This is a genomic window from Labrys sp. (in: a-proteobacteria), from assembly GCF_047605565.1.
Taxonomy (GTDB): Bacteria; Pseudomonadota; Alphaproteobacteria; order Rhizobiales; family Labraceae; genus Labrys; species Labrys neptuniae.
Genome location: NZ_JASGFM010000021.1, coordinates 1 through 24,919, shown reverse-complemented (window position 1 = coordinate 24,919; position 24,919 = coordinate 1). Strand labels below are relative to the sequence as shown.

General features: G+C 65.8%; 23 protein-coding genes. 13 read left to right on the top strand and 10 right to left on the bottom strand.

Going from position 1 to position 24,919, the window contains the following annotated elements; translation table 11 throughout:
- Positions 1 to 16: 16 nt before the first annotated feature.
- Both QM672_RS18760 and QM672_RS18755 read left to right on the top strand, forming a co-directional pair.
- Positions 17 to 796, top strand: coding sequence for a succinate dehydrogenase iron-sulfur subunit (locus tag QM672_RS18760; RefSeq protein WP_311934503.1), 780 nt, complete (start codon positions 17 to 19; stop codon positions 794 to 796).
- 2 nt (positions 797 to 798) lie between these two features.
- Positions 799 to 1,614 carry a nucleotidyltransferase domain-containing protein gene (locus QM672_RS18755; RefSeq protein WP_082979894.1) on the top strand — a complete coding sequence of 272 codons (816 nt, stop codon included), beginning with the start codon at positions 799 to 801 and terminating at the stop codon, positions 1,612 to 1,614.
- A gap of 43 nt (positions 1,615 to 1,657) precedes the next feature.
- On the opposite strand, the gene QM672_RS18750 is transcribed toward QM672_RS18755, so the two are convergent.
- Positions 1,658 to 1,876 carry a hypothetical protein gene (locus tag QM672_RS18750; protein WP_311934502.1) on the bottom strand — a complete coding sequence of 73 codons (219 nt, stop codon included), beginning with the start codon at positions 1,874 to 1,876 and terminating at the stop codon, positions 1,658 to 1,660.
- A gap of 261 nt (positions 1,877 to 2,137) precedes the next feature.
- Here QM672_RS18750 and QM672_RS18745 point away from each other — a divergent pair, with 261 nt between their 5' ends.
- A complete protein-coding gene (locus tag QM672_RS18745) occupies positions 2,138 to 2,719 on the top strand; it encodes an AprI/Inh family metalloprotease inhibitor (RefSeq protein WP_082979895.1) in 582 nt (193 codons plus the stop codon).
- A 117-nt stretch (positions 2,720 to 2,836) separates the two neighbouring features.
- Here QM672_RS18745 and QM672_RS18740 read toward each other — a convergent pair whose 3' ends face one another.
- The gene (locus QM672_RS18740) at positions 2,837 to 3,673 is read right to left on the bottom strand and encodes a fatty acid desaturase (RefSeq protein WP_415084368.1); all 837 of its coding nucleotides are present in this window, start codon (positions 3,671 to 3,673) and stop codon (positions 2,837 to 2,839) included.
- Between the two features lie 248 nt (positions 3,674 to 3,921).
- Here QM672_RS18740 and QM672_RS18735 point away from each other — a divergent pair, with 248 nt between their 5' ends.
- From QM672_RS18735 to QM672_RS18725, 3 genes are all read left to right on the top strand, one after another.
- Positions 3,922 to 4,770: a helix-turn-helix domain-containing protein gene (locus QM672_RS18735; RefSeq protein WP_311934500.1), complete on the top strand. Its 849-nt coding sequence runs from the start codon at positions 3,922 to 3,924 to the stop codon at positions 4,768 to 4,770.
- Between the two features lie 216 nt (positions 4,771 to 4,986).
- A complete protein-coding gene (locus QM672_RS18730) occupies positions 4,987 to 5,460 on the top strand; it encodes a hypothetical protein (protein ID WP_415084366.1) in 474 nt (157 codons plus the stop codon).
- 134 nt (positions 5,461 to 5,594) lie between these two features.
- Complete coding sequence (locus QM672_RS18725) at positions 5,595 to 6,551, top strand: alpha/beta fold hydrolase (RefSeq protein WP_415084364.1); 957 nt, start codon at positions 5,595 to 5,597, stop codon at positions 6,549 to 6,551.
- A gap of 21 nt (positions 6,552 to 6,572) precedes the next feature.
- Here the strand turns inward: QM672_RS18725 and hisN are convergent, their stop codons facing one another.
- The 6 genes from hisN to QM672_RS18695 all read right to left on the bottom strand — a co-directional run bounded on the left by hisN (position 6,573) and on the right by QM672_RS18695 (position 14,473).
- Positions 6,573 to 7,361, bottom strand: coding sequence for a histidinol-phosphatase (gene hisN / locus QM672_RS18720; protein ID WP_311934497.1), 789 nt, complete (start codon positions 7,359 to 7,361; stop codon positions 6,573 to 6,575).
- Between the two features lie 371 nt (positions 7,362 to 7,732).
- Positions 7,733 to 8,044 carry a hypothetical protein gene (locus QM672_RS18715; RefSeq protein ID WP_156771603.1) on the bottom strand — a complete coding sequence of 104 codons (312 nt, stop codon included), beginning with the start codon at positions 8,042 to 8,044 and terminating at the stop codon, positions 7,733 to 7,735.
- Between the two features lie 117 nt (positions 8,045 to 8,161).
- Entirely contained in the window at positions 8,162 to 11,626 is a 3,465-nt protein-coding gene (locus QM672_RS18710; protein WP_415084362.1) for an AAA family ATPase, read from the bottom strand.
- Positions 11,623 to 12,879: a metallophosphoesterase family protein gene (locus QM672_RS18705; RefSeq protein ID WP_367626235.1), complete on the bottom strand. Its 1,257-nt coding sequence runs from the start codon at positions 12,877 to 12,879 to the stop codon at positions 11,623 to 11,625. Before QM672_RS18705 ends, QM672_RS18710 begins: the two co-directional genes overlap by 4 nt.
- A gap of 61 nt (positions 12,880 to 12,940) precedes the next feature.
- Positions 12,941 to 13,453 carry a DUF1993 family protein gene (locus QM672_RS18700; protein WP_311934494.1) on the bottom strand — a complete coding sequence of 171 codons (513 nt, stop codon included), beginning with the start codon at positions 13,451 to 13,453 and terminating at the stop codon, positions 12,941 to 12,943.
- Positions 13,454 to 13,543: 90 nt separating this feature from the next.
- Positions 13,544 to 14,473, bottom strand: coding sequence for a glutaminase (locus tag QM672_RS18695; RefSeq protein WP_415084359.1), 930 nt, complete (start codon positions 14,471 to 14,473; stop codon positions 13,544 to 13,546).
- Positions 14,474 to 14,844: 371 nt separating this feature from the next.
- Here QM672_RS18695 and ffh point away from each other — a divergent pair, with 371 nt between their 5' ends.
- From ffh to rplS, 6 genes are all read left to right on the top strand, one after another.
- The gene (ffh, locus tag QM672_RS18690; protein WP_311934491.1) at positions 14,845 to 16,401 is read left to right on the top strand and encodes a signal recognition particle protein; all 1,557 of its coding nucleotides are present in this window, start codon (positions 14,845 to 14,847) and stop codon (positions 16,399 to 16,401) included.
- A gap of 54 nt (positions 16,402 to 16,455) precedes the next feature.
- Entirely contained in the window at positions 16,456 to 16,821 is a 366-nt protein-coding gene (rpsP, locus tag QM672_RS18685) for a 30S ribosomal protein S16 (RefSeq protein ID WP_311934490.1), read from the top strand.
- 243 nt (positions 16,822 to 17,064) lie between these two features.
- Positions 17,065 to 17,637 (top strand): ribosome maturation factor RimM, encoded by a 573-nt coding sequence (gene rimM / locus QM672_RS18680; RefSeq protein ID WP_415084356.1) that lies wholly within the window; start codon positions 17,065 to 17,067, stop codon positions 17,635 to 17,637.
- Positions 17,627 to 18,340 carry an HAD family hydrolase gene (locus QM672_RS18675; RefSeq protein ID WP_367626241.1) on the top strand — a complete coding sequence of 238 codons (714 nt, stop codon included), beginning with the start codon at positions 17,627 to 17,629 and terminating at the stop codon, positions 18,338 to 18,340. The genes rimM and QM672_RS18675 overlap by 11 nt, the downstream gene beginning before the upstream one ends.
- A 234-nt stretch (positions 18,341 to 18,574) precedes the next feature.
- The gene (gene trmD / locus QM672_RS18670) at positions 18,575 to 19,285 is read left to right on the top strand and encodes a tRNA (guanosine(37)-N1)-methyltransferase TrmD (protein WP_415084353.1); all 711 of its coding nucleotides are present in this window, start codon (positions 18,575 to 18,577) and stop codon (positions 19,283 to 19,285) included.
- 189 nt (positions 19,286 to 19,474) lie between these two features.
- Entirely contained in the window at positions 19,475 to 19,843 is a 369-nt protein-coding gene (gene rplS, locus QM672_RS18665) for a 50S ribosomal protein L19 (RefSeq protein WP_068291206.1), read from the top strand.
- A 132-nt stretch (positions 19,844 to 19,975) separates the two neighbouring features.
- Here rplS and QM672_RS18660 read toward each other — a convergent pair whose 3' ends face one another.
- The gene (locus tag QM672_RS18660; RefSeq protein WP_415084351.1) at positions 19,976 to 21,808 is read right to left on the bottom strand and encodes an extracellular solute-binding protein; all 1,833 of its coding nucleotides are present in this window, start codon (positions 21,806 to 21,808) and stop codon (positions 19,976 to 19,978) included.
- Positions 21,809 to 21,969: 161 nt separating this feature from the next.
- Complete coding sequence (locus QM672_RS18655) at positions 21,970 to 23,850, bottom strand: extracellular solute-binding protein (protein WP_415084452.1); 1,881 nt, start codon at positions 23,848 to 23,850, stop codon at positions 21,970 to 21,972.
- 473 nt (positions 23,851 to 24,323) lie between these two features.
- On the opposite strand from QM672_RS18655, the gene QM672_RS18650 reads away from it, so the two are divergent.
- A complete protein-coding gene (locus QM672_RS18650) occupies positions 24,324 to 24,701 on the top strand; it encodes a VOC family protein (protein WP_415084349.1) in 378 nt (125 codons plus the stop codon).
- The last annotated feature ends 218 nt before the right edge of the window (positions 24,702 to 24,919 follow it).

Sequence of the window (24,919 nt, the reverse complement as noted above, 5' to 3'; positions counted from 1 at the left end):
CACGAGAGACCCGAAAATGGTTCAGCTCACACTTCCCAAGAACTCCCGCATCGTCGGCGGCAAGGTCTGGCCGAAGCCGGAGAACCAGAAGAATCTGCGCGAGTTCAAGATCTACCGCTACGATCCGGACGGTGAGACGAATCCGCGCACCGATACTTATTTCGTCGATCTCGACGATTGCGGCCCGATGGTGCTGGACGCCATCATCTGGATCAAGAACACCATCGATCCGACGCTGACCTTCCGCCGCTCCTGCCGCGAAGGCATTTGCGGCTCCTGCGCCATGAACATCGACGGCGCCAACACGCTCGCCTGCACCAAGGCGATGGACGACATCAAGGGCGTGATCAAGATCTATCCGCTGCCGCATATGCCGGTGGTGAAGGACCTCGTGCCCGATCTCACGCGCTTCTACGCCCAGCATGCCTCGATCGAGCCCTGGCTGAAGACCGACACGCCCCAGCCCGAGAAGGAATGGCGCCAGACCCATGGCGACCGTGAAAAGCTCGATGGCCTCTACGAGTGCATCCTGTGCGCCTGCTGCTCCACCTCCTGCCCGAGCTATTGGTGGAACGGCGACCGCTATCTCGGCCCGGCTGCCCTCCTGCAGGCCTATCGCTGGCTTATCGACAGCCGTGACGAGCGCACCGGCGATCGCCTGGACGAGCTGGAGGACCCCTTCAAGCTCTATCGCTGCCACACCATCATGAACTGCGCCCAAACCTGCCCGAAGGGTTTGAACCCGGCCAAGGCAATCGCCGAAATCAAGAAGATGATGGTGGCAAGGCAGGTGTAAGCATGGCACTTGCCTCGCAAGAGCCTGTATCGGCACCGATGCGCCGGGCTATCCAGCAAAGGCTCGAGCAGATTCGGGCCGAAGAGAATGCCCGAATTTTGCTGGCAGTCGAGTCGGGCAGCCGTGCTTGGGGGTTCTGGTCTCCCGACAGCGATTACGATGTCCGCTTTGTCTATGTCAGAGACGCCCAGGACTATCTGTCCATCGAGCCACCTCGTGATGTGATTGAACGACCCATTTCCGATGAGCTCGATTTCGCCGGGTGGGATCTCGCCAAGACGCTGAAGCTTATCTTCAAGTCGAATGCAGTGATTCTTGAATGGCTGCAATCGCCCATTCACTATGGGGGCGATGACGCTTTCGCTTCTGCCATCCTCGACTTTGCCAGGCCCCGGCTCGACGAGAAGGCTCTCGCCTATCACTATCTCAATCTGGCACGCAGCCAGATCAATCGGTTCCTGGATGATCCAGCCCTGGTCCGCGGCAAGAAGTATTTCTACGTCATTCGGCCTGCACTGACATTGCGCTGGCTCCGTTTGCACGGTGCGACTGCCGTCCCACCGATGGACTTCGGGAGGCTCACCCGGGAGACGTGCCTGCCGGACGCCATTCTCGAAACCCTGGCAGGACTGCTCGAACAGAAGAAGAAGGAGAGGGAGTTCGGCTTGATCCCCCGGAATCCCGCGTTGGACGCCTTGATCCATGCCGAAGTGCAGGACGGAGAACAACGCGCCCGGCGCCCTGCCCAGCGCAAATCAGCGAACGACATAGAAGCCGCAGACGCCTTTCTTCGCACATGGATTCACAACGCCGCGTAGGTATCACGGCCGAATGCCGGCCGGGGCTCGCGGATGGTTCTCCTCACCGCACCGGGCCGGTGACGTCAACGTCTTCCACCGGCGGCTGCCGGCCGAGTTCGTTGCGATCGAGCCGCGGCGAGGCGGCGGCCGGCACCGTGGCGGGCGCGTGGAGCGTGAGCTTGGGCAGTTCGAGATTGCTGTCGACGCGGCCGATCGGAGCGGCTGCAGACGTCATCGTCGACAGGGCAACCAGCACTGCAACGGCGCTTGGGGCAGCCATGGGGTCTCTCCGGGACGTGTGACGTTCAGGCCACACCTTGGCGGAATTGATTTAAGCAAGCCTTAAGATCATCCGGCCTATCAAAGAATCGACACAGAACCAGCTCAACAGGGTCGTGCATTCTCGCTATCCGACTTCCCCTACGGTATGCGGGATTGTCCGGCCGATTATCGCATGCGGCATTACGCTTCTTGCTGTCGCCACCTGCCTCGATCTGATATTGGCAGTACCTGTTAACTCTGACTGGGACCGGATGGACCGATGAGATTTTCCGCGCTGGCAATTCTACCCTGTGCCCTGCTGCTGGCGTCGTGTGCGTCATCCACTCGTCTTGGCGACGCTTTCGATTTCGGCAGTTCCCAACGTCCCCCGCCGGATGCCGGCCGGCCCGTACCGGCGCCGGAGCCGCTGATGGCGGCACCGACGGAGGACGTGACCTCCCAGCCTTTGCCGCCCGCCGGCGGCGAGGCGACGCCCGGCGGCACCGCTGCTGCGCCGTCCACCTCGCTTGCCCCGCCGAGCAACCAGGTCGCAGCCCTGCCGACAGCACCGCGCCCCTCTTCTACCAGCAGCATCTCCGGCAGTTGGAAGATCTCCGATGCCGCACGCGGCAGCTGCAACATCTCGCTGACGCGCCAGGCCCTGCTCGACGTCTACCGCGCCTCCCCCTCGGGCTGCCAGGCCGGTTCGCTCGCCAAGGTCAATGCCTGGCAGCAGCGCGGCCAGGAGATCGACCTGCTCGAGCCGGGTGGCCGTACGGCTGTGCGCCTGTTCCCGACGGGCGACGGCGCCTATGAAGGCGCGGCCACGCTGTCGGGCGCCAAGATCCGGATGACCCGCTAGAGAGGGCTGCTTTCAGCAAGCAGGCGTCCCGGGGCAGGCTCACAGCCTGCCCTTTGTCTTTGTAGATCCCGGCGGACAAGGAACGGCAGGCCGGCGGACGAGCCGGCCCTGTCCAACTCATCCCTGCACAGGCGCACGCCCATAGGGATGGATCAGCGTGTCGTGCTCGGTGATGAAGTAGCGCCGGGCTACATCCCAATAGCCGTCATAGACCAGGCCGCCATTCTCGCGAATCACCCGCTCGCGGTTGGCGCGATACCAGGCCGGGATCTCGTACCAGGGCATCATCGGATTGTCGTGATGCACGACATGCAGATTGTTGTAGAGGAAGAGCAGCCCGAAGACCGGCGCATTCTCGACGATGGCCGTACGCTCTTCCACCTCGTTCTCGGCACGGTGCTCGGCGAAGGAACGCACCAGCATCAGCGCCGTAGCCGGATAGACGATCGCTGCAAAATACACGAGCGGATTGAGATCGCACACCAGCACCAGCCAGGCCAGCACCACCAGGAGCTGCAGGGCATGGCTGGTCCAGATTCGGCGATGCATTGGCTCGCCATTCCATACGGCGCGGGCTTCGCGGGTGAGGAAGGTCGACATCGCCCGCGCCGGACCGATGGTCATCCGGCCGAGGAAGGTGGAATTGGCGCGAATCGCCCAGGCATGGAAGCGGCCGAGCCGGTCCCACTGCTCCTGCGTCCAGTAATGTGATTCGGGATCATCGAGCGGGTCGGTCAGCCGCTCGTCCCGGTGATGCAGCAGATGGCTGATGCGATAGGATTCATAGGGCAGCCACAAGAGCAGCGGCCAGCAGCCGATCCAGCGGTTGAGGGCGCGGTTCGCGGTCGGATGGCCGTGAATGACCTCGTGCTGGAGGGAGGCGTGCCAAGCGACCGTCCAGGCCCCGAGCGGGATCCAGATCCAGAGCGGGATTGCCGCATGAAAATAGGTCAATAACCCCCAAAGACTATAGATTATAGACGCAAGAACGACCGTCGGCCACTCGACCGCCTTCCGTCTCCGCCGCGCCTGAATCTCAGCCTTACGCATTCAAATCACTCCACAATTACAGTGATGATGCGGTGAAAGCCCAAATCACACAAGGATTGTGTTGTCGCATAACATTGACATTTGTCGTCTAATGCTCTCTCTTGTAGATTATTCTATTCTTTGTTGACCAATATAAACATCCAGGGCAAAAAATGGCGCATCCCTCCGCGGCACAGAGCTTTCGTGACCGACTCGAACGGGTCATCGCCCAGACGGGCCTCAACCAGGCGGGCTTTGCCCGCCATGTCGGCATCGACCGCTCCACTCTGTCGCAATTGCTCTCGGCGGAGAACGACCGCCTGCCCCGGGCCGAAACCTTGGCGGCCATCGCCAAGGGGTGCCGTATCTCGATCGACTGGCTGCTGGGCCTGAGCCAGCGCGAGCAGATCGGTGCGGAACTGGTGGAAGCCGTGCTGACCATCGAGACCCAGGCCCACGCTCCCTTCAATGAGCGCTTCCTGCGCTGGCATGCCGAGGCAGCCGGGCGCAAGCTGCGCACCGTGCCGATGAGCTTTCCCGACTTCCTGAAGACCGACGAAGTGATGCAGTTCGAATATGCGGCGGCGCTCGGCCCCGATTCAAAGCCGGCACTGGCCGAGCGGCGGCGGCTGACCATTGCCTCCATCCGCGATGGCGGCGAGATGGAGGCCTGCGTCTCCGTCCAGGCGCTGGAACTCTTCGCCAGGGGCCACGCTCAATGGGAGGGTTTCGATGCCGCCGCCCGCAAGGCCCAGTTCAACACCATGGCCAGCCTGGTGGACGAGCTCTATCCGACGTTGCGGCTCAATCTCTACGATCTCAGGCAGACCTATTCGGCCCCCTTCACCATCTTCGGCAACTCCCGCGCCGCAGTCTATCTCGGGCCGACCTACCTGGTGCTCAATGCCAGCGAGCATATCCGCATGTTGACGCGCCGTTTCGAGGACATCGTACGCACCGCCACGGTTCAGCCCCATGTTGCGGCAGCCTATCTGCGCGATCTCGGCGCCTCTCTCGACTGAGAGGCCCGACGGGCGCATCCTCCACGCAAGATGAACGCCACGTGAACGGGTGCTTGCATGATTGTTCACACTAATCCGGTTATGGTCCGCCTCAAGTCAAGGGCATTCGCGATCGAATGCTCGTCTGCGCCAACGTTTCGTCTCGACGTCTCTTTGCGACCTCCGGTGATTCCGACTGGTCGCAAAGCGCTCTAGCATCTGGTCTGGAGAAGCTTCATGCCCTGCCGAGCCCTTTTGGGGGTGATTGCCGGTCTGGCCCTGCTGACCCTGGGCCTTCAGACCGACGTGAACGCTGCTTTCGCACAAAATTCGCTGAATAATTATGCCCAGACGCCACAGCAGGCACCGGCGCTGGGGCGCAGTCGAGGCCTTCCCCAGGCTCCCGACGAGATCGGCCAGGGACCGGACCAGGGACCCGACATGGCAGGCAATCCGCGCCTGTTGCCACCGCGCGCCATCATTTCGAGCCTCGCCGGCCGGGGATACCACAATGTCGTCATCAAGCGGGTACGCGGCGACAGTTATATCGCCGAGGCGGAGGGTTCGGAAGGCGGGCGCGTGCTCATCGTCATCGACGGCCATACCACCGAAATTACGGGATTGCGGCAATTGGGCTGGGCTCGCCCGCCCCGACAATGGGACAATGACAGTTGGGTCCCGCCGCGTCCCTGGAGTGGTCCACGCTGGTAGGCTCGAGCCGAAGTTCAGTTCCTGGCTCGATAGCTCGGCGTGCTCCGGAGCGGTCCGGCAGCCCGCCTGCGCCCTCGGCGCGGGCGGGCTCGTTATTTGACGCTGCCGCGGCAAAAAATGCTAAGGAGCAAGTCATGCTCCAGCCTACTGGCCCCCGGCTCCACGACAGCCCCGACAATCCCTGCCCGGCCGGCGCCATCGTCGAGGCGCTCACCACCCGGGACGGCATCACTTTGCGCACGGCGCGCTGGCCCTCGCTGTCACCGCATCCCAAGGGAACGGTCTGCCTGTTCCAGGGGCGCTCCGAATTCATCGAGAAATATTTCGAACTCATCCGCGAATTGCGGGCGCGGGGCTTTGCCGTGGCAACCCTCGATTGGCGGGGGCAAGGCGGATCCGGCCGTCTGCTGCGCGACGGCCGCCTCGGCCATATCGACGATTTCGGCGATTTCGGGCCGGATCTCGATGCCTTCATGCGCAAGATCGCCTTGCCCGAATGTCCCGGCCCCTTCTATGGGCTGGCCCATTCGATGGGCGGCGCCATCCTGTTCGCCAATCTGCCGCCCGGCTCGATCTGGTTCGATCGGCTCGTCGTCACCGCGCCCATGATCGAGATCGACCGCAAGCCCCCCGGTGCGCGCTGGCTCGCCCGTTTCCTCGGCGGGCTCGGGCTGGGACGGCTGATCGTGCCGGGCTGGTCGCCCCGCCCGGTCGGGCTCAAGCCTTTCGACGGCAATCCGGTGACCTCTGACAAGGCCCGCTATGACCGCGCCGCCCGCATCGCCCGCGACGCCCCCGAGCTTGCCATCGGCGGGCCGACGATCGGCTGGGTCCGGGCTGCCTTCCGGGTGATGGACCGGCTGGCCGACCCGCGCTTCGGAGCGGATTGGCGGATCCCCACCCTGGTCCTGCTGGCGGGCGACGATCACGTCGTCTCCTCACCGGCCGCCCAGCATTTCGCGGCCAAGCTCTATGCCACCCGGACCTTGACCCTGCCCGGCTCGCGCCACGAGATCACCCAGGAACGCGACGCCATCCGCGAGGCCTTCTGGGCCGCCTTCGACGCCTTCGTGCCGGGCACGCAGGCGTAAGTCCGGGACCGCAGGAGATCCTCAGCCCTGTGCCTGCAGCAGGGAAAGCGCCGCCGCATGCACGCGCGCATCGCCCGCCGCGACGATGCGGCCGCCGGCCTGGGCTGGACCGCCATCCCAGGTGGTGATGACGCCGCCGGCGCCTTCCACGATCGGGATCAGGGCCGTGATGTCGTAAGGCTGCAGGTTGGATTCGATCACCAGGTCGACCAGGCCCATCGCCAGCATGGCATAGGCATAGCAGTCGCCGCCATAGCGCGAGAGCTTCACCTTCTCTTCCACGACGGAGAACAAGGCCCGATCGGCCTCGGCCATCAGGCGGGGGCTGGTGGTGTAGAGCACGGCGTCGGCGAGGCCTGCGCAGGAGCGGGTGCGCATGGCGCGCTCGCCACCGGGGCCGCGATATTTGGCCGAGCCGCCATCGCCCGAAAAACGCTCGCGCGTGAAGGGCTGGTGCATCATGCCATAGCAGGGCTGGCCATTGCGCAGGAGGCCGATCAGCGTGCCCCAGCCGACCATGCCGGAGATGAAGGACTTGGTGCCGTCGATCGGGTCGAGCACCCAGACGAATTCGGCATCCAGGCGTTCGGAGCCATATTCCTCGCCCATCACGCCATGGCTGGGAAACATCGCTCGGATCTTCTGGCGGATCACCGCCTCGGCGCCTCGGTCGGCCTCCGTGACAGGATCGAAATTGCCGCCGCCGGACTTGTCTTCCGTGGCCAGGGCCGAACGGAAGAAGGGCAGGATCGTGGTGCCCGAAACATTGGCGAGCTCATCCACGAAGGCTTCGAAATCCACCGGTGCCATCTTTTTCTCCGCGCGGCCAGAGCGCTTCGTCTGTGCCGGTCTCCCCCTAGAGCAAAACGCGTTCAGGCGTGAACGCTTTTTTCTCTAGTTCGTTGATCCGACGCGTCTTTGCGATTCTTGGTGATTCCACCAAATCGCAAGACGCTTTAGAGCCTTTTGCGATCCGGCGAAATCGCCGGGGCACGCAAAGGCATGTCAACGAGGAGTTGGGGCAAAGCGCGTCTCGGTCTGAACGGGCTTTGCTCTAGAGCAGATTCCCGCCGGAGCAAACCGGTTTTTGAAAATGAAAACCCCGCCTCGCGGCGGGGTTCCGGGGCCCTGCTGCCAGCCGCCTGTCGGGGCCGGTGCCGGGACGCTACCGTGAAATTCGATTAGCGGCAGACGCGCACGCGCTCGACATGATAGCCGTAGTCGTACTGGTTCGGCACGCGCTGGCGCTCGAACCAGCAGCGGGGCTGCACATAGACCGGAGCGGGCTCGTAATAGCCATCGTCATAATCATAGCCGCGATCGCGGTTGCTCAGCGCGCCGCCCAGGAGCAGGCCGCCGACGAGGCCGGCTGCCGCACCGCCGGCGAAGGCGCCGCCGCGGCCGTAGCGAGCTTCGGCGGTACCGGTGGTCGCCATCGAGGCACCGGCAACAGTGGCAACAACCAGGGCCGATGCGAGAATTTTCTTCAACATGATCAATTCCTCACGGGGGGCGCTCCAGAAGCGCCACCATCGGTAGCTGCTTTGTGCCCTTGAACTCATGGGATGCACTTTAGGGGGTACAAGCTGAATGGACTATGAACGCTTCCGTCAGCTTTCGGACGGGTTTTGCGGGTCCAGCGCGACGATGTCGACGGCCGGTCCCAGGCGTTCGCGGGCGATCTCTATCACATGGCGATGGTGGGTGAACAGGATCTTCTGGAGCCCCGATTCCTTGGCCGCCAGCACCTGCAGCGCAGCGGCGACGCGCTCCTCGTCGAAGGTCATCACCAGATCGTCGCCGACGAAAGGCGGCACCTCCCGCCGCGCCGCCATGGCTTCGAGATGGGCGAGGCGTAGCGACAGATAGAGCTGGTCACGCGTGCCCTCGCTCAGGCCGCCGATGTCGGTGGTGCCGCCATCGGGCCGGCGTGCGGCCAGGCGCAGCCTGTCGGCTTCGTCATAGAGCGTGGCGATGCCGGCAAAGCCGCCGGCGGTGATGGTGGCGAACAGGCCGCCCGCCCGTGCGAGCAATGGCCCCTGCTCGGAGCGGAGCTGGCGCTCAAGCCCCGCCTCGAGCAGCAGGGAAGCCGCCTTCAGCACCAGATAGTCACGGGTGATGCGGGCAAGGTCGCTGCGGGCATCCTCCAACGCCTGGGCCGCCCCGGCAGCGCCGGCTTCCCGCTCGATCGCCTCGCGCCGCCGCCGCAATTCCCCGAGGGTCAGGGCCGCCTGCTTGTCCGCTTCGATCAGGCCGTTGAGTTCGGCCTGCACTGCCTCGCTCTCGCCCGCGGCCTCGTCGACGCCGATCTCGGCCACTTCGGCCCTTAGAGCCGCCTCTTCCAAACCGTCGCCCTGTCCGCCGAGTTCGGCCCGGGCCGCCGCGAGTTCACGGTCGAGGCCGGCGCGCAGGGCGAGATCGGCCGCCAGCGCGGCAAGCGCCGCTGGCTCGCGGCCGGCCTTGGCCGACAGGCCGGCAATGGCCTCGTCATGACCGCCTTGAGCCATCCCCGCCTTGGCCAGCGCTTCGCGGTAGCGATCCAGGCCTTCCCGTGCAGTGCGGCGACGGATCGCCGCATCGCGGGCGGCCGTCAGAGCCGCCATCAGGCCGAGAGCCGTCTCCGCCGGCTCGCCGCTCGCCTCGGAGGGGAGCCTGTCGACGAGGCCGGCAGCCCGCTGCGCGAAGGTGGTGCTGTCGTCGAGAATACTGGCGATGCGGTGCTCCAGGCTGCCGAGCTGGGCCAGCTTGCCCTGCACGGCGATCCAGAGCTCGCTCGCCTTGGCTGCTTCCTGGGGGCTCGCTTCCGGCGCCAGCCCGAGAACGGCGAGAGCCGCTGCCCAATCCGCCCGGGTGGCGTCGCGGGCGGCCTCGGCCATCCCTCGCGATTTTTCCGCCCGGGCAAGCTCGGTGCGGCTGGCTTCCAGCTGGTCGGCGAGAGAGCGGGCCTCGCGGGCCCCGAGTTCGAGCGCAGCGAGGCCATCCTCGATCAGCCGCACCAGACTGGGCAGGCTCTGTGTCGACGTACCCGCAATGCCGATTTCGGCGGCAAGGGCCTCGAGGCCGGGCCGCTCCCCGGCCAGACGTCGCTGGCCCCGCTCGATCCTGAGCTCCAGATCCCGCAGCGCCTGGCGTTCCTCGCGCAGCCGCGCCAGTTCCACCAGAAAGCGGCGCATCGCCACCGGCGTCTCCGCCTGGCAGCCCAGCGGTGCGAACAGGGCCTGCCAGTTTTGACTGACCTGCTCGCTTTCACGCAAACGCGCCGCGATCCCGACCTCGGTCCGGGCAAGAGCCGCGGCGTCCCTGTCACGCGTCCGCCGTACCACCTCCCGGCGAGCCAGATGCTCGGCCTGCGCCAGCCTGCGGTCGGCAAGTTCGTCCACGGTAGCGACGATCTTGCGATAGGCCTTTGCCGCCGCCGCCGAAGGTTGGCTGAGGATGGCATCGAACAAGGCATCGCGCTCCGACCGTTCGCGGGCCAGCATGGCATCGTCGATCAGTCCATCCCTGTCCCCCGTCTGGGCCAGGAGCGCGTCGGCTTCCGCCAGGGCGTCACGCAGGCGCCGGACTTCGGCTTCCTGTTCCCGGGCCGTGCTCTCCAGCGCCGCCAGGGCCCGTTCGGCCTGGGCGATCGCTTCCTCGGATGGCTCGCGCCAGGCCCAGAGCCTGTGCTCGTCCGCCACCGCCGGCGACAGCCGCGCCAGCCTTTCCTGCTGCAACGCGCGGCGGCGCGCCAATTCGCCTTCCTGCTCTTCGATGGTGCCGGCTTCCGCCAGGGCCGGCTGCATGGCCTTCAGCCGCTGGCGCAGGGGACCGGGATCGGCGCTCGCCTGGAAGGCAGCCGCCTTGCGTTGCAGGGCCTCGATGGCTTCGCGGGCCCGTTCGGCGGCGCGGGCGCTTTCGCCCGCCTCCCGCTCGATCTCGCGCCGGCGCTCGGCCAGCACGCGGATACGTTCGAGAGCGAGATCGTCCGGGCTCAGGGCCGAAAGGGCGGCCCGGTTCTTCTGGCCGAGCCGCCGGGCGAGGTCGTCGAGGTCATCGGCTATTTCCCGTGCCTCTGCCTCCCGGCGCGGCAGGTCCAGCATCGCCTTGGCCAGGGCGGCGCGCTCCTCGTTGAGAGCCGTGATCGCCTCGCCCGCCGCCAGCACATCGTCATCGACGATGATCGCGGCCAGGGCCCGCTCGGCATCCTCGACCTCCCGCTCGAGGCGCGCCAGGGTCTCCCGCCCCGCCTCGGCCCGGGCCAGCGCCACCTCGATCTCGGCGGCAAAACCGTCGGGCAGATCCGGCAGGGCCTCGAGAGCGGCCAGGGCCGACTCGGCCTTGCCAATCCGGGCGAGCAGGGGCGCGACGCGGCGGACGCGATCGATGCGGGCGCGCCGGATGCCGGCCTGGCGCAGCTGCTCGGCCAGGGCGCGCGCCCGCGCCTCGCCGGCTTCGATCTCGGCTTCGAGGGCGCGCACGTCATCGGCCCGCAGTGATCGCTCGCGCAAGGCACGGCGGGCCTGGTCGTAGCGCTCCTGCGCCTCGTAGAAGGCGCGCTTGCTCGACTTGCGCGCGCCGAACAAGCCGTCCGCCTCGCCCTCCAGCCCGGCACGGACCGAGACCAGGGTCTTCAAGCCGGAAGCGGCGGCGAACAGGCTTTCACCCACCTCGCCCTCGGCCGCCAGCATCTGGCGGGCGCCTTCCCGCAGGCCGGCCTGGTCGAGCCCGAAGGCGGCCAGGAAGACCTCGCGCGAGATGCCGCTCAGCAGCGGCTCGAGCAGCCCGTCGTCGAGCGGTGTGTCCTCGGCGTCGGTGAGGGAATGCTTCAGCCGCTTGCGCCGCCAGAACCGCAAGGCGCTGCCATCGGCTTGCTGCAGTTCGGCGCCGACCTTCAGATCCTCATAGCGATGCCTGAAGTTGGCGGGGCTGCGCGGCTCGAAGCCATAAAGCAGGTCGGTGATCGCCGACAGTGCCGAGCTCTTGCCGGCTTCGTTCGGGCCATAGACGATGTGCAGGTCGGCATCGGGACGAAAATCGAGATGTGTCCCGGTGAAGGGGCCGTAGCGGTCGAGATCGAGACGGGTAAGCTTCATGCCGCCTCCCCGGCGCCGGCCCTGCCGCCGCGGCGCAGGCGCGCCAAGGCAACGGCGCGCGCCTCCTCCACCAGTGCAGCGCCGATCTCCTCGCCACGCACGGCCTGGCGGACCTCATCCGGCAATTTGGCGAGGATGTCCTCGACGATGCCGGCCAGCGCCTCGCTGAAATCCGGCTCCGTCTCCAGCCCGGCCAGCAGGCCCTGCGGATCGGCAAAGCCCACGGTCTCGTCCACCGCGATTTGCGGGGACGTGGTCGCAAGCTCGATGCGCTCGATATAGAGCCGTTCGCTCACCCGGTCGGCCGCCGCCTGGATCTCGGCCCGCAAATGCTGAGCATCTGCAGCAAGCCCGTCATGGGTCGGGGTTTCGCCCGTCAGCGTCAGGCGCAGAGCGAGCGGGCGTTCGCCCGCCGCGTCGATTTCCTCCCGCAAGGCAGTCTCGACCCGTACCAGCACCTCGGCCAGCGTCGTGGCCTCGCCGATCGCCACGCGGCGATGCCCCCAGCGCGCCTTGTCGAGCACCAGGGGCGTGAGCGCGGCGACGGTGCCATCCTCGACCTCCACCAGCATGGCGCCTTTCGGCCCGCTTTCCCGCACATGGCGGCCCTGGAGATTGCCGGGGAAGACGACAGGGGGATCGGTGGCGACGATTTCGGCGGCATGGATATGTCCGAGCGCCCAATAGTCGTAATTGCGAGCCTTGAGATCGGCGAGGGTGCAGGGCGCATAGGAAGCATGGCCCGCCCGACCATCCAGCGAGGTATGGAGCAAGCCGAGATTGAACCAGCCCGGGCGTGTCGGCGGAAAATCGCGCACGATATTGTCGCTTAGGGAGCGCTCTGCGAAGCTGCGTCCGTGCAGGGCGACCTTGAGCTCGGGCAGCTCCATGGTCTCGGCCTTGCGGGTGCCGAAGGAATGCACCAGGGGCGGCAGCGTCACCTTGCGCGAGATCTGGCTCTCGGCGTCATGATTGCCCTGGATCAGGTAGGTGGGAATGCCGGCGCGCGACAGCCGTGCCAGCTGTGCGGCGAAGAACAGGCCGGTGTGATAGTCGCGCCAGTCGCCGTCATAGACGTCGCCCGAGATCACCAGGAAGGCGGCCTGCCGAGCCAGCACCTCGTCGATCAGCGCCTCGAAGGCCTCGCGCGTCGCCCGGGCGAACAGCGCCGCCAGCTCGGGCTGGCGGGCCGTCAGGCCGTGCATGGGGCTGTCGAGATGCAGATCGGCGGCGTGGACGAAGCGAAAGCGCATCACCGCTTTTAGGATCGATTGCGCTGCTTTGTCGAGGCGGCCCGCCTGGGCCCCTGGCCCGTCAGTCGAATAGCGGGCCGAGATAGTCCTTCTTGCTCAGTTCCACGCCGTTGGCGCGCAGGATGGCGTAGGCGGTTGTGGCGTGGAAGAAGAAATTCGGCAGGGCGTAGAAGTTGAGATAGTCGTCGGGCTTCAACTCGCGCTGCGTACCGGCGATCTTCAGGCTGATCACGCGTCCGCCGCCAGCCTCGACATCGGCCTGCGGCACGGAGCGGATGAACTCCAACGTCCTGGCGATGCGCGAGCGCAGCTCGGCGAAATCCTTCTCGTCATCGTTGAATTTCGGCGCCTCCACGCCGGAAAGCCGCGCCACACACAGCTTGGCAAAATCACAGCTCGTACTGACCTGGCGCGAGAGCGGCAGCATGTCGGCGGTGAGCCTGAGCCCGCACATCACCACCGGGTCAACCTTCTTGGCCTCGGCAAAGGCAGCAGCCTTGTCGAGAATGGCCGAGAGGGCGTCCAAGGTGTGCACGAAAACCGGCACGGTGGCCTGATAGTATGAGAGCGACATGGGTTCCTCCGAGCCTGTTTTGGCATTGGGGATGTTCTGGGTGGAGGTGTTTTACTTGGCTCGGCGACCGATGGCCACGGCTTCTTCGCCTCACGCCCCGAAGATCGACCAGCCCATGCGGCGGGTGAGGGCCTCCAGGGCGATGCGGCCGAGATGGGAATTGCCGTTGGCGTCGAGCCCCGGCGCCCACACCGCGATCGAGGCCTTGCCCGGCGCCACCGCGAGGATGCCGCCGCCCACCCCGCTCTTGCCGGGCAGGCCGACGCGATAGGCGAATTCGCCCGAGCCGTCATAATGGCCGCAGGTCAGCATGATCGAATTGATGCGGCGGGCCCGCTCGGCCTGCACCACACGGTGGCCGGTGGAGGGATTGAGGCCCTGCCAGGCAAGGAAGCGCCCTGCCATCGCCAGCTGCCGGCAGGACATCGCAATGGCGCAATGATGGAAATAGACGCCGAGCGTGTAGTCGACGGGATTGTCGAGCACGCCGAAGGATTTCATGTAGTTGGCGAGAGCCGCGTTGCGGAAGCCGGTGCGCTGCTCGGAGGCGGCCACTGCCTCGTCGATGGCGATCGAGGGATCGTCGGCGAGAAAGCGCATGAAATGCAGGATCTCGCCCAGGGCCTCGCGCGGCTGGTGCCCTGAGAGGATCAAATCGGTGACGGCGATGGCGCCCGCATTGATGAAGGGATTGCGCGGGATGCCCTTCTCGTTCTCCAGGAGCACGATCGAGTTGAAGGCGCTGCCCGAGGGCTCGCGTCCCACCCGGCGCCACAGCCGGTCGCCGGCCTTGCCGAGGGCGAGGGTCAGGGTGAAGACCTTGGAGATGCTCTGGATCGAGAAGGCCATGTCGCCGTCGCCCCCGACATGGGCGTTGCCCTCGGCATCGATGACGGCGATGCCGAAATGCTTGGGGTCGATGCGGGCAAGCTCGGGAATATAGCTCGCCACCTCGCCGCGGTCGCTGTAACAGGCCATCTCCTGCGCGATTTCGGTGACGATCTCATCAAGCTGGGGCAAGGCGGGTCTCGGGTTTCGTGTCGGTCTTCTCCCTTAGCGCAAATCGGCGGCGGTTTGGGAAGAGGTGACTTTGGGAGGGTGACGTTTCACCCCTCATCCCCTTGCGGGTGTCGTCAACTCCCTTGAGTTGACTAGAGGTCCCGGCAGGGGGATGAGGGGTGAAACACCCTCTTTCCTTGACTCTCGCCCCCATATCCCCTACATCCCGCCCCGTTCTTACACAGTAAGACGCCCTTCCGCCGACCATCCCGGGAGGATGGAGGCCAACGCCCGTCAGCGCGATGCGCCCACGGGCGTGTTTTGCGTTGTGCGCCTTGCCTTGCGGGACGATGGCTCCGATATCTTTCTCGAAGCCAAACAGGAAAAGACGAATGTTCGATGGTCTCTCCGCACGTCTGTCCGATGTGCTCGACAAGCTCACCCGGCGTGGCGCCCTCACCGAGGCGGATGTCGGCGAAGCCATGCGCGAGATCCGCCGTGCGCTGATCGAAGCGGACGTCGCGCTCGATGTCGTGCGCTCCTTCACCGACAAGGTCCGCGCCCGTGCCATCGGCGCCGAGGTGCTGAAATCGGTGACGCCCGGCCAGATGGTCGTCAAGATCGTCAACGACGTCCTGATCGAGACCCTCGGCGGCGAGGGCCAGGCCATCGACCTGCAGGCGGTGCCGCCGGTGCCGATCCTGATGGTCGGCCTGCAGGGCTCCGGCAAGACCACCACCACCGCCAAGATCGCCAAGCGCCTGACCGACAGGTTCGGCAAGAAGGTGCTGCTGGCCTCGCTCGATACCCGCCGTCCCGCCGCCATGGAGCAGCTTGCCGTGCTCGGCAAGCAGGTCGACGTCTCCGTGCTGCCGATCGTCGCAGGCCAGTCCGCCGTGCAGATCGCCAAGCGCGCCATGGATGCAGCCCGCTTCGGCGGCTACGACGTCGTCATGCTCGACACCGCCGGCCGCACCACGGTCGACGAGGCGCTGATGGCCGAGGCCGCCGAGGTCAAGGCCGTCACCGAGCCGCATGAAGTGCTGCTGGTCGCCGATGCCCTCACCGGCCAGGACGCCGTCAACACCGCCCGCGCCTTCGACGGGCGCCTAGGCATCACCGGCATCGTGCTGACCCGCCTCGACGGCGATGGCCGCGGCGGTGCGGCCCTGTCGATGCGCGCCGTCACCGGCAAGCCGATCAAGCTGGTCGGCACCGGCGAGAAGGTCGACGCGCTCGAAGATTTCCACCCCGCCCGCATCGCCAACCGCATCCTCGGCATGGGCGACATCGTCTCCCTGGTCGAGAAGGCCGCCGAGACGATTGACGCGGAAAAGGCGGCCAAGATCGCCGCCAAGATGCAGAAGGGCGCCTTCGATCTCGACGATCTGCGCGAGCAGCTCGTCCAAATGGAGAAGATCGGCGGCATGTCCGGCATGCTTGGCCTGTTGCCCGGCATGGGCAAGATCAAGGACCAGCTCGCCAACGCCAATCTCGACGAGAAGCTGTTCAAGCGCCAGCGCGCCATCATCGAATCGATGACGCCCGAGGAGCGCCGCAAGCCGGAGATCCTCAAGGCCTCGCGCAAGCGGCGCATCGCCGCCGGCTCCGGCACCACGCCCGAACAGATCAACCGCCTGCTGAAGATGCATATGCAGATGGCGGACATGATGAAGAAGATGGGCGGCGCCAAGAAGGGTGCGCTCGGCAAGATGGCCTCGATGTTCGGCCTCGGCGGCGGCATGCCACAATTGCCGCCCGGCGCCATGGACGCCCTCGCCAAGGGCCAGATGCCGGCAGGCCTGCCCTCCGAAATGCCCAAGCTGCCGCCCCAGATGCCGAATTTCGGCCCGGGTGGCCCCAAACTGCCAGGCTTTCCCGGCCTCGGCGGACCGAAATTGCCGGGCGGCCTGCCGCCGGGCTTCCCCTTCGGCGGCAAGAAGAAATAGCCGCCCGAAACCTTTTCACCTCACCGACGAACAAACTGACAAACGGAGTTACCCATGTCCCTCAAGATCCGTCTCGCCCGCCGCGGCGCCAAGAAGCGCCCGTTCTACGCGGTCGTCGTTGCCGATTCGCGCTCCCCGCGCGATGGTCGCTTCATCGAGAAGCTCGGCACCTATGACCCGATGATCGCCAAGGATTCGGGCAAGTCGCGCTGGACCGTCGACCTGGAAGCCGCCAAGGCCTGGATCGCCAAGGGCGCCCAGCCGACCGACCGCGTGCTGCGTCACTTCGCCGATGCCGGCCTGCTGGCTCGCGAAGCCCGCAACAACCCAGTCAAGGCCGTTCCCGGCAAGAAGGCGCAGGACCGCGCCGCCGAGAAGGCCAAGAAGGCCGAGGCTGCTGCCAGCGCAGCCGCCGAGTAAGCTGATCCTGCTCCCCTCTCCCAACTTGGGAGAGGGGTCGGGGGGTGAGGGCCTACGCACCCGAGAACCGCTTGCGCGTCACTGCAAGCGCAGCAAAGCAATCCAGCTTGTCAAAGGCCGGGAACCCGATTGCGTCGCTGCGCTTGCAATGGCGCGATTCAACGAATCGAGGCCTGATCCCTACCCCTACCCCTCTCCCCACTGGGGAGAGGGGATCTCGCGCCCCTTCGCTAAAGGCTCCCCATGCCCCCTGCCCCGCAAAACCTGGTTCTTCTCGGCGTTTTCGGCGCAGCCCATGGGCTCAAGGGCGAGATCCGGCTGAAATCCTATACCGAGGAGCCGTTGGCCATCGCCAATTACGGCCCCCTGCTCACCAAGACCGGACGCCGGATCAAGCTGGCCACCGTGCGCCAGGCCAAGGACGTGCTGATCGCCCGGGTCGAGGGCGTCGGCGACCGCACCGGGGCCGAACAACTCGTCAATCTCCAGCTCTTCGTCGAGCGCGAGGCACTGGGCACGCCCGATGACGAGGACGAATTCTTCCATGCCGACCTCATCGGTCTCGTCGCGCGCGATGAGGACGGCCACAAGATCGGCATGGTCACCGGCCTGTTCGATTTCGGTGCCGGCGACATCATCGAGGTCACGCCCGAAGCCACCAAGGAAGCGCCTGGCAGCGCCAAGCCCCTGCTGCTGCCCTTCACCAAGGCCGTCGTGCCCGCGGTGGATATCAAGGCCGGACATATCGTCGTCATCCTGCCTGAGGAAGGTGGGGCGGCTGATGAAAACGAGGAGACAGGCGACGATGAGCGCTGACCACAGTTCCACCGGCAGCCTGGACGGCGATTTCAGGCAGCTCGCCGGCACGCCGGTCGCCGGTCTGATCTTCGACATGGACGGCACGCTGGTCGACAACATGCATGTCCACAACGATGCCTGGGAAACCTGGCATCAGCGTCATGGCCTGCCCTTCGACCGCGAACGCTTCTTTCGCGACACCGCCGGCCGCGCCAATCGCGAAGTGGTCGGCATGGTCAAGCCCGATGCGAGCGAGCATGAGCTCGACACGCTGGGCCTGGAGAAGGAAGCGATCTACCGCGAGATCTATCGCAGCCAGATGGCGCCGATGCCGGGCCTGATGGCACTGATCGCTGCCTGCGAGGCTCGCGGGCAGAAGATGTCGGTCGCCACGGCCGCCACGCCGGAGAATGCCGCTTTGGTGCTCGACGGGCTCGATCTGCGCCGCCATTTCGTCACCGTGGTCTCGCCCTCCATGGGCTATCGCGGCAAGCCCCATCCCGACCTCTTCCTCGCCGCTGCCGAGGCGATGGGCCTGGCGCCCGGCCAATGCGTGGTGTTCGAGGACGCGCCGCTCGGCATCGAGGCCGCCCGCAATGCCGGCATGCGTGCCGTAGGCGTCAAGACCATGCTGGACGATGCGGCCCTTGACGGCCCGAACACCGTGTTCTCGATCAAGGACTTCACGGACGAGAGGCTGAAGGGGTTGCTCGAAGGGTAAAGTATGAAACGCAACTCGCCTTCTCCACGCCGTGGGGAAGTCCGTAACATGTTCGCGAGCGAACATGTTACTGCGCCCGACGAAGTCGGGTCGGATGGGGTGCAGCCCGCTAGCGGTGCCCCTTCCGGATAGAATGCACTAGCGGGCTGCACCCCATCCGTCATTGCTGCGCAATGACACCTTCCCCACTGCGTGGAGAAGGCTTTGGCGCCCGTACCTCAAGCGAGATTGTCCATGTGGCGCGCCTCCATCCTCACCCTCTATCCCGAGATGTTCCCGGGGCCGCTCGGCATCTCCTTGTCGGGCGAAGCTCTGGCAACCGGCACCTGGGCGCTGGAGACGCGCAATATCCGCGATTTCGGCCAGGGACGCCATCGCTCCGTCGACGACACGCCGGCCGGCGGCGGCCCGGGCATGGTGATCCGTGCCGACGTGCTGGCGCAGGCCATCGATGCCCTCGGTGATGACGGCCGCCCGCGCCTTTTGATGTCGCCGCGCGGCCTGCCCCTGCAGCAGGCCCATGTACGGGCGCTGGCGGCCGGGGACGGCGCCGTGATCGTGTGCGGGCGCTTCGAGGGCATCGACCAGCGGGTGATCGAGGCGCGCGGCCTCACCGAGGTCTCGATCGGCGACTATGTGCTCTCGGGCGGCGAACTCGGCGCCATGGTGCTGATCGACGCCTGCGTCAGGCTGCTGCCGGGCGTGATGGGCGGCGCCACCTCCGGCGACGAGGAGAGCTTCGAGAACGGCCTGCTCGAATATCCGCACTACACCAGGCCCCTCACCTTCGAGGACCGCGCGATTCCCGACATCCTGCGCTCGGGCCACCACAAGAACATCGCGGCCTGGCGCCGGAGCGAGGCGGAGGCGCTGACGCGTGAGCGCCGGCCGGACCTGTGGGCGGCCTATGAGGCGCGCCAACCGCCGCCGAAGAAGAAGCGGTGATCCCCCGGGTGCACGGGCATCTTGCCCACTCTTCCATCGTCGAGCACAGCGGTCCCAAGAACGGGCGGGACGCCCGCGCACCCGGAAGGTGCGAATTCGGTGGACTCGCCTTCCGTAATGGCGTATTGGCACGCCTCCACCTCAAGTAAGAGCAAGATGCGTCCTTCGGGTACGCGCGGAGACATGATCATGAACCTGATTCAGACTATCGAGCAGGAAGAAATTGCCCGCCTTTCGGCCGGCAAGGACATTCCCGAATTTCAGCCCGGCGACACGGTCATCGTGAACGTCAAGGTGAAGGAAGGCGAGCGCACCCGCGTTCAGGCCTATGAAGGCGTCTGCATCGCCCGCGACGGCGGCGGCCTGCAGGAGAGCTTCACCGTCCGCAAGATTTCCTACGGCGAAGGTGTCGAGCGCGTGTTCCCGCTCTACTCGCCGATGATCGATTCCATCAAGCTGGTCCGCCGCGGCAAGGTCCGTCGCGCCAAGCTCTATTACCTGCGCGATCGCCGCGGCAAGTCTGCCCGCATCGCCGAGCGCGTCGACTACAAGAAGTAAGTCCGACGCTTCTGACGGATTTCGACGCCGGCCCGGCAACGGGCCGGCGTTTTGCGTTTCCCCGGGACCGCCGGCTTCCAGCCGGCTCTGGGAATCAAGAAGAGCCGGCTGGAAGCCGGCGGTCCCTGGAAACTACGTCTTCTTGGCCCACCACAGATCGGGAATGCCGCGGTCGTAGATCACGCCCGGGTCGCCATGCTCGAACTCGTCCCAATAGGCCAGCCAGTGGTTCGGGCGGTTGTACATCGGCACCCAGTAATAGCCCGCGCGCAGCACGCGGTCGAAGGCGCGGCACGCCGCGACGAGCGCGACCCGGCTGTCGGCGGCGGCGATGGCGTCGATCAGGGCATCGAGCACTGGATCGACGATGCCGGAGATATTGCTCGAGCCCGGCACGGCGGCCGTCCGGCTGGAAAAAGGCCCGCGCATGTCTTCGCCCGGGGTCAGGCCGTAAGTGGCACGGCGAGAGATGATGTCATAGTCGAACGCATCGGTGCGGCGCTGATATTGCGAGGAGTCGACGGCGCGGAAACTCGCCGCGATGCCGAGCCGCCCCAGGCTCTGGATGAACGGGGCCGTGATCTTGTAGAGGAAATCGCTCTCCTCCAGGAACTCGATGGTGAAGGCCTCGCCCTTGGCATTCTTGAGGACGCGGTTGTCGAGGCTCCAGCCGGCCTCCTTGAGGAGCCCCAGCGCCGTGCGCAGATTGGCGCGATCGAAACCGCTGCCATCCGAGACCGGCGGCAGCAGGGCTTCGCCGAAGACGGCATCGGGCACCTTGCCGCGATAGGGCTCCAGCAGAGCGAGTTCGTCCGGCCCGGGCCTGCCCTCGGCCTTCAGCGGCGAATTCTCGAAGATCGAGGCCGTGCGCTGGTAGGACGAGTACATCACATTCCGGTTCACCCATTCGAAATCGAAGACGAAACCGAGGGCCTGGCGCACGCGGGGATCGGAAAACTTGGCGCGGCGCGTGTTGAAATACCAACCCTGGGCGCCCGAGGGCGTGTGGTCGGGCACCGTCTCGCGCTTGATGCGGCCGTCGCGCACGGGCGGGATGTCGTAGCCCTTGGCCCAGTTCTCGGAGCTCGTCTCCTCGCGGAAGCGATAATTGCCGGCGCCGAAGGCGATGAAGGACACCGAGGGATCGCGGTAATAGTACCAGGTCAGGCGGTCGAAATTGTTGGTGCCGACCTGGGCGGGCAAGCTCTCTCCCCACCAATTCGCCACGCGCTCATAGCTGATCGCTTCGCCCACATCGACCTTGCCCACCTTGTAGGGCCCGCTGCCGAGCGGGGCTTCCAACGTCGATTTGGTGAAATCGCGGCTCGACCACCAGGCCTTCGAGAAGATCGGCAGGCCGGCGACGATCAGGGGCAGCGAGCGCCCGCGCCCGGGCAGCAGCGTGACGCGCACCAGGTCGGGGGCCTCCGCCACCGCCTCCTTGAAGAAGCGCAGCGGCTCGGTGATGAAGGGATGCCCCTTCTCCTTCAATGTGTTGAACGACCAGGCGCAGTCCTCCGCCGTCAGCGCCGAGCCGTCATGGAAGCTGAGGCCGGGGCGCAGGCGGAAGCGATAGGTCTGCCTGTCGGCTGAGACGGCCACCGATTGGGCGGCGTAGCCATACACCGCATCCGGCTCGTCCACGGCCCGCGCCATCAGCGTGGCGAAGGTGGCGTCCATCCCCACCGCGCCCGTGCCCTTGAGGACGTAGATGTGCAGGCTGTCGAAAGAGTTGAAGGACTGGTTGTAGCCGGTCTGGTAGACCAGCTGCGAGAAGGCGCCGCCCTTGGGCGCGTCGGCGCGCACATAGTCGAATTTCTTGAAGTCGGGCCCATATTTCAGGTCGCCGAAGGTCGACAGGCCATGGCTCTCGACCTCCTGCCCCCAGGCGCCCGCCGGCAGCAGCGCACAGGCTGCGCCGAAGAAGCCGGTCTTCAGAAGCGTGCGGCGGTCGAGTTCGGCCATGGGCGGGATCCTTATGGGTGTCGTCATCCCGGACGCGCTGCAGCACGCAGTGGTGCGGCGCAGATCCGGGATCGCGAGACGAAAAGCGCTCCTTTACCCGGAGCGCGGTCCCGCGTCAGCGAAGCAGCATTGCATGCTGCATCGCGCGCGGGATGACTAGGCTATTTGGCCGCCCCGGTCTTGGCGGCCAGGGCCGGGTCATACCACCAGACGGTGGGGAAACCGCCGGTCGGGCTCTGCGTGGGCAGCACGGCCGGCTGGCCGAAGCGGTTCCAGCGCAAAGTGTGCCAGACATCGTTGTACCACATCGGTACCACATAGTTTCCGGCGAGCAGCACCCGGTCCAGCGCCTTGGTGGCGGCGACCAGTTCGGCCCGATCCTTGGCATAGACGATGCGTTCGGCCAGCGCATCCACGGCGGGATCCTTGATGCCGATGATGTTGCGCGAGGTCGGCTTGTCGGCGGCGACAGAGCCCCAATAATCCCGTTGCTCATTGCCGGGCGACTGGGTCTGGCCCACGCCGAACAGGATCATGTCGAAATCGCGATTGTTCTCGCGCTGGTTGAACTGCGTGTCGTCGACCACCCGCACCGAGGCCTCGATGCCGATACGCTTGAGATTTTCGACATAGGGCAAGGCGACCCTGGTGAAGGTATCGCTGGAGAGCAGGATCTCCACCTTCATCACCTCGCCAGTCTTCACATTGGTGAGCTTGCGGTCCTTGAACTCCCACCCGGCCTCCTTCAGGAGGCCGATGGCTGCGCGGATATTGGCGCGCTGGACCTCGTCGCTGCCATTGACCGGATTGGCATAGGGCATGGTGAACACCTCCGGCGGCAGCTTGTCCTTGACCGTTTCGAGGATGTCGCGCTCCTGGCCCTCAGGCAGCCCGCTGGAGGAGAGTTCGTCGAGCCCGGCGAAATAGGAGCCGATGCGCTTGTATTGGTTGAAGAAGATCGTGCGGTTCAACGTCTCGAAATCGAAGACCAGGTTGAAGGCCTTGCGCACCCTGACATCCTGGAATTTCGGCCGCCTGAGATTGAAGGCGAAGGCCTGCATGCGGCCGACGGTGTTGGACGGGAAGTCCTGCTTGACGATACGCCCTTCCGTCACCGCCGGGATGTTGTAGAGCGTCATCCAGTTGGCGATGATATTCTCCAGGCGGAAGTCGTAGGAATCGCTCTTGAACAGTTCCGGAAGCTGCTGGGTGTTGGTGTAGTAGTCGTAGCGGATCTCGTCGAAATTATAGTGGCCCTTGGCGGTGGGCAGGTCGGCACCCCACCAGTCCTTGACTCGCTCATAGACGGCCCCGCGCCCGGCCTCGAAGCTCTTGAGGCGATAGGGGCCGGAACCGAGCGGCGGCTCGAGCGTGGTGTTGGCGACGTTGCGCGGCTTGCCGTCGGGCCCATTGGCCAGCCACCAATGCTTGGGCATGACATAGAGCTGGCCGAGGATCTGCGGCAGCTCGCGATTGCCCTTGGTGGAGAAGGTGAAGGTCACCTGATCGGGCGCGCTGACCTCGGCCTTGGTGACGTCGTGATAATATTGCGCGGTCTGCAGATTGTTGGCCTTCTGCACCTCGAAGGACCAGACCACGTCTTCCGGCGTCAGCTTGGTGCCGTCGTGCCAGCGCGCCTTGGGATTGATGCGGAAGGTCACCGAGGAGATATCGTCGGGAAAGCGCACGGCATCGGCGATCTCGCCATATTCGGTGGAAGCCTCGTCCTGCGCCGAGGTCATCAGGTTCTGATAGACATTGGTGACACCGGCCTCGATGTTGCCCTTCACCGAGACACCGTTGATCGCCATCAGCGCGATGTTGAAATTGTCGAAGGTGCCACCGATCGCCAGCCGCACCTGGCCGCCCTTGGGCGCATCCGGATTGACGTAGTCGAAATGGTCGAACGCCTCCTTGTGTTTGGGCTCGCCCAGCAGGGAGATGCCGATCCGCCAGGGTGGTGCCGCGCCCGCCGCCGCGCCGGCGGAGGCTTCGGCCGGCTTGGCCGCCTCCTCCGCCAGGACCTGCTGCGAGGCGAACATCGCCAGTGTCACGAAAGCGGCGAAGGCAGCCGAAGCGAGCGGGGAACGGACGAGGCGCATGGGATCTCCGTTGGTTTCCCTTGCCATCGGCAGGGAGGCGGGCCTGGGGCGGCCGGGACTTGCGGGCACGGCCTGCAGGCGCCACTGGCGGGCAGCGGCGGCAAACCATCGAGGATAGGAGCCAATGCGGCGGAAATGCAGCTGATTCGGCAAGATGACATCGTGTTCACCTTGCAGGGCATTCGCCGCTTTGATCCACGCCCGCCATCGCAAGGATGCACCGAGCTCACGGAGCGAGACTAGCCACGCTCGTGGCTGAACATGCCTTGCCCCCGCAACAATCTGCCAGGAAAGCACGTGCCAACACGCTCGGCCGGGCTTATCCTTGTGACCGCATCTCGCATGGCATGGCGGCGCCCTCGGCGCGGGCCGATGCAGCGGGACTGCAAGAGGCGCGATCCGGAGGCACCGCCATGCTGGGAGCAAAGCTCGCCGTCGCCACTTTGCCTGTGCGCGACCTCGCCACGGCCCGACGCTTCTACGAGGACCTGGTGGGGCTGGAGATCGCCTTCGAGCACGCCGGCAGCGCCATCGCCTACAAGGCCGGCCCCTCGATCGTGCTGGTCTACGTCTCCACCAATGCCGGCACCAACCACGCCACCGCCGTGACCTGGGTGGTGGGCGACGACATGATCAGCCTGGTCGAAACACTCAAGGCCAAGGGCGTCGCCTTCGAGCATTACGAGATCCCCGGCACCACGCTCGACGGCGACATCCACCGCACCGGCGACCTCGAACTCGCCTGGTTCCGCGACCCCGACGGCAACATCCATGGCCTGGCGAGCGGGTGAGCCCCGGGTGCACGGGCGTCTCGCCCGTTCTTCCCTGCCAGCACGCGCGGCGCTCCCAAGAACGGCGAGACGCCCGTGCACCCGAAGAAAGTCTCTTCTCTCCAACACGCCCGCAATCGCGGATTGACGCCGCCTCATCCCTCGCTATAGTGCCGGCCGCGTTGCCCCTATGGCGGAACTGGTAGACGCGTCCGACTCAAAATCGGATTCCGCAAGGA

Coding starts and splice junctions, on each gene's coding strand:
- QM672_RS18715 (WP_156771603.1), bottom strand. CDS start 8,044: ATGTTGAAGAAAATTCTCGCATCGGCCCTGGTTGTTGCCACTGTTGCC.
- QM672_RS18705 (WP_367626235.1), bottom strand. CDS start 12,879: ATGCGCTTTCGCTTCGTCCACGCCGCCGATCTGCATCTCGACAGCCCC.
- QM672_RS18650 (WP_415084349.1), top strand. CDS start 24,324: ATGCTGGGAGCAAAGCTCGCCGTCGCCACTTTGCCTGTGCGCGACCTC.
- QM672_RS18655 (WP_415084452.1), bottom strand. CDS start 23,850: ATGTTCGCCTCGCAGCAGGTCCTGGCGGAGGAGGCGGCCAAGCCGGCC.
- trmD (WP_415084353.1), top strand. CDS start 18,575: ATGTGGCGCGCCTCCATCCTCACCCTCTATCCCGAGATGTTCCCGGGG.
- rplS (WP_068291206.1), top strand. CDS start 19,475: ATGAACCTGATTCAGACTATCGAGCAGGAAGAAATTGCCCGCCTTTCG.
- QM672_RS18710 (WP_415084362.1), bottom strand. CDS start 11,626: ATGAAGCTTACCCGTCTCGATCTCGACCGCTACGGCCCCTTCACCGGG.
- rpsP (WP_311934490.1), top strand. CDS start 16,456: ATGTCCCTCAAGATCCGTCTCGCCCGCCGCGGCGCCAAGAAGCGCCCG.
- hisN (WP_311934497.1), bottom strand. CDS start 7,361: ATGGCACCGGTGGATTTCGAAGCCTTCGTGGATGAGCTCGCCAATGTT.
- QM672_RS18750 (WP_311934502.1), bottom strand. CDS start 1,876: ATGGCTGCCCCAAGCGCCGTTGCAGTGCTGGTTGCCCTGTCGACGATG.
- ffh (WP_311934491.1), top strand. CDS start 14,845: ATGTTCGATGGTCTCTCCGCACGTCTGTCCGATGTGCTCGACAAGCTC.
- QM672_RS18675 (WP_367626241.1), top strand. CDS start 17,627: ATGAGCGCTGACCACAGTTCCACCGGCAGCCTGGACGGCGATTTCAGG.
- QM672_RS18700 (WP_311934494.1), bottom strand. CDS start 13,453: ATGTCGCTCTCATACTATCAGGCCACCGTGCCGGTTTTCGTGCACACC.
- QM672_RS18660 (WP_415084351.1), bottom strand. CDS start 21,808: ATGGCCGAACTCGACCGCCGCACGCTTCTGAAGACCGGCTTCTTCGGC.
- rimM (WP_415084356.1), top strand. CDS start 17,065: ATGCCCCCTGCCCCGCAAAACCTGGTTCTTCTCGGCGTTTTCGGCGCA.
- QM672_RS18760 (WP_311934503.1), top strand. CDS start 17: ATGGTTCAGCTCACACTTCCCAAGAACTCCCGCATCGTCGGCGGCAAG.
- QM672_RS18725 (WP_415084364.1), top strand. CDS start 5,595: ATGCTCCAGCCTACTGGCCCCCGGCTCCACGACAGCCCCGACAATCCC.
- QM672_RS18755 (WP_082979894.1), top strand. CDS start 799: ATGGCACTTGCCTCGCAAGAGCCTGTATCGGCACCGATGCGCCGGGCT.
- QM672_RS18735 (WP_311934500.1), top strand. CDS start 3,922: ATGGCGCATCCCTCCGCGGCACAGAGCTTTCGTGACCGACTCGAACGG.
- QM672_RS18745 (WP_082979895.1), top strand. CDS start 2,138: ATGAGATTTTCCGCGCTGGCAATTCTACCCTGTGCCCTGCTGCTGGCG.
- QM672_RS18730 (WP_415084366.1), top strand. CDS start 4,987: ATGCCCTGCCGAGCCCTTTTGGGGGTGATTGCCGGTCTGGCCCTGCTG.